Origin of the sequence: Nocardiopsis listeri (genome assembly GCF_020741345.1) — a bacterium.
GTDB classification, from domain to species: Bacteria; Actinomycetota; Actinomycetes; order Streptosporangiales; family Streptosporangiaceae; genus Nocardiopsis; species Nocardiopsis listeri_A.
Genome location: NZ_DYZD01000339.1, coordinates 1 through 3,459, shown reverse-complemented (window position 1 = coordinate 3,459; position 3,459 = coordinate 1). Strand labels below are relative to the sequence as shown.

1 protein-coding gene and 1 pseudogene are annotated in these 3,459 nt (G+C 64.8%); both read left to right on the top strand.

The genetic code is table 11. From position 1 onward, the window contains the following. Nucleotides 1-244 precede the first annotated feature (244 nt). Complete coding sequence (locus K8V84_RS18160) at nt 245-673, top strand: hypothetical protein (RefSeq protein ID WP_304076429.1); 429 nt, start codon at nt 245-247, stop codon at nt 671-673. A gap of 454 nt (nt 674-1,127) precedes the next feature. Then, nucleotides 1,128-3,459, top strand: a pseudogene (locus K8V84_RS18155) (hypothetical protein); the annotation flags it as partial.

Sequence of the window (3,459 nt, the reverse complement as noted above, 5' to 3'; positions counted from 1 at the left end):
CACCAGCATGGCCCAGTGGCGGCTCAACGTGCAGGACATGGAGTTCCTGCTCACCAAGGCCGAGCAGGCGTTGATCATGATCCGTGACAACTACCAGAACACCGACAACAAGCTGTCCCTCGAATGGGTCTCGCAGAACATGTAGCCGCCCGCCCGGGCCGGGGCCGACGCCGGTCCCGGCCCGGGCGCCGGAGAGTGAGGAGAGCAGACGATGGCCGAAAGCACCGAGATCACCTTCGGCTACATGAAGGCCTTCCGGGAAGAGAAGATCCTCCCGATGTTGAAGGACCTGAAGGAGCAAAGGTCTGCCCTGAACGACTACATCGACGACGGCGAGGAGGCATCGGTGGTCGAACGTATCCGTGCGGGGAACGCGGCCATCTTCCCCGCCGCGGGCGAGTTCGCCTCGGCCGTGAACACCAACGTGCGGAAGATGCGCGACCAGCTCAAGGTCCTGATCGATCAGTTCGAGGAGCTGGACAGGAGACTGGAACAGGCGCACATCCGGTTCGAGGACGCAGAGGATGACGCGGTGATCACCGCACGCGATCTCGCGGAACTCATCGACCCCGGGAACGCGGCGTCGGTAAGGGCCGGCTCGGGAGACTCCGGCAGCGATGATGGCGACTCCGACGGTGATGATGGCGAATCCGACGGAGACGACGAAAAGTGACCGTGGGAACCCCGGTGGTGCTCTGAATCGTCCGGGGTGAGCGTTGAGTGGTGCCGTGGAGAACGAATGAGGAGGCGTTGTGCCAAAAGGGGAAGAAGAGGACATCCCTCTTGGGCTGGACGAGGAGCTGGGAGAAAAGGCGCCGGCCGATCGCAATCTCGAAGGCTCGCCGTTTCCCAAGGATCTCCACTACGTCATCAACACCTATACCGACCCGGACATGGGGGACACCTATCCACCGATGATGTCGCCCGACGACGTCATGAAGGCCGACTGGTTCCTCAGCTTCAGGTCCGACCAGAAAAGCCCGGATGGTCTTGACTACTGGATACAAACGAGCCTCACCACGAGTGGAACCCGCAGGGGTACTGGGTCGATGGATTCCAGTTATCAACCGAATAGCGATTCGAAGACGACGCCATATTATTCCGGGATCGTCTATAACAAGAAATTCATGGACGAGCCCGACGGTCGGACGTTCTTCCACCACCTGGAGCTCGCCCTCAAGGGGCCATGGAACGGGAAGGACGGCAGGAAATTCAGCCCGACCGCCATGGACGACCTCGCCACGACGCTCGATGACCTGGTCACAATGGTGAGGGGTGCCGAGAGCAAGGTTGAGGAGTGGCGTACCACCGCACGCGACACCTTGAAGGGGGCGACCGCCGACGTCTTCGTGGATTACCTGCGCAATATCCAGCTGCGCTTCAATGATCTCGGTCATCAGGCCGCCAGTTACCCCAAACCCCTCCGGGACACCCGGGACCTGGTTGTTCTCACGGAGGGTGAAAATATTCGCAAGCTCCACGATGACTGGCTCGCCACCGATTTGTGGGATCCCCAGAGCGTCACCAAGAAATGGTTCGATGAGAATAGTGACATCGCCACGCTCAACAAGGGTGATGACACCAGCCAGATCGGGGACATCGGCAAGGCGAACAACCCCAACACCTGGAAGGAGATCCAGGAGCGGATCAAGCAGGACTGGCGTAACCGGCTGAACGACCTCACCGCAGGTGCCGCCAAGAGCATGCAGACCATCGCCAACGGCTACACCGACAACTTCGATAAATTCATCGAGGTCAAGCCGACCGAGGTCAAGACGCTCGACTGGTCCCCCGTGGGCTCCGGCGGTGGCCTCGGTGGTGGCCTTGGCGGTGGCGGTGGGGACGATGGCAAGTCCGACGCCCAGAAGGAGTACGAGGGGACGCTCGAAGAATGGTATGAGGAGCAGACCCAGTGGATGAAGGACAATCCGCCCGGCGGCGGTGGGGGTGACGAGGAGGGCAGCGACGGCCCGTCCAAGGAGGGCGAGTACAACGACGCGCTCGACGAGTACTACCAGAGGATGATCGACGAGATGGAGAGCGGCCCCGAGGCCAGTGAGGGTGACCTCGGGGGCGGCGGTGGGAATTCCGGTGGCGATGGTCCGGCGTCGGAGGCCGAGTACAACGACGCGCTCGACGAGTACTACCGGAACGCGACCGATGAGCTGCGCGCCGGACCCGACGGTGGCGGGGGTGACCTCGGTGGCGGAGGTGATCTCGACGGCGACGGTGGTCACGGTTCGACCTCGGAGGACCGGTTCAACCAGACGCTGGACGACTACTACAACCAGCAGACCGATGAGCTGGAACAGGAGATGAACGCCCCGCCCCCACCGGTGGGCGGCGGTGGGCAGCTGGGCGGCGGAGGAGGCGGCGGTTCCGGCAACCGGAACCGGTCGTCGGAGGACCGCTACAACCAGGCGATCGACGACTACTACGACCAGGCCACCAGGGATCTCGACGAGCAGCTGAACGGCGGCCCCGAGAGCGGGGGCGGCGATCTCGGCGGCGAGGGCTCCCAACCGTCGGCGGAGGAGTACGAGCGACGCCTCGAGGAGTACTACAACGAGCAGACCGGCGACCTCGACCGCCTCATGAAGGAGTCGCCCGATCCCGACGGTGACGGCCGCACCGACGACGGCCAAACGCTCACCCCAGCGCAGCAGGAGTACCAGAGCCTGTTGGACGATTACTACCAGGAGCAGTCCGCCAACCTGGAACGGCTGGAGTCCGGCCCCGAAGGGAGCGGCGGAGATCTCGGTGGCGACGAGTCGACGCCCGAGCAACGCCAGCAGCGCCTCCAGGAGTACTACGACGCCGAGAAGGCCGGCCTCGATCGGCTGCGCTCCGATGTCAACGGGATCACCGACGAGAACGGGAATCCCGCTCCGGAGCTGGAGGAGTACCGGGAGCAGCTGTCGGACTACTACGACCAGCGCAGCCAGGAGTTGGACGACCTCGTCGCGGGTCCGGACTCCGGCGGTGGGGATCTAAGCGGTGGCGGATCGGGTTCCGAGGGTGGTGCCGACGGCTCCGGCTCCGCGGCCGATGAGTACCAGAACCGTCTGGATGAGTACTACGACCAGCAGCGCGCTGACCTCGAAGAGCGGATGAACGCCGGCCCCGAGAGCGGGGGCGGCTATCTCGGCGGCGGCCTCGGTGACTCCCTGGGCCGCGACAACGGCGGCGGGGAGGGCGAAGGGGCCTCCTATTCCATCGGCGATGGGTGGGGCGGCCCCGAAGCCGAAGACCGGCTGCTCGCCCCCAACGCCTCGGGAGTCCAACCGGACGCCAACGGCATCCAGGCCGGCGGCGGCGACCTTCGCGGCGACCCCGGTTCCGGTGGTGGCGACGCGTTCACCGACGCGGTCAGCGGAAACGGCGGCGGAAACGGCGGCGGAAATTTCGGCGGACTGGGCGCGGGTGCGGGCATGGGCGGCATGGGCGGCATGGGCGGCA

What these genes read in the sequence shown, in the direction of transcription:
- K8V84_RS18160 (WP_304076429.1), top strand. Translation starts at nt 245, where the DNA reads ATGAAGGCCTTCCGGGAAGAGAAGATCCTCCCGATGTTGAAGGACCTG.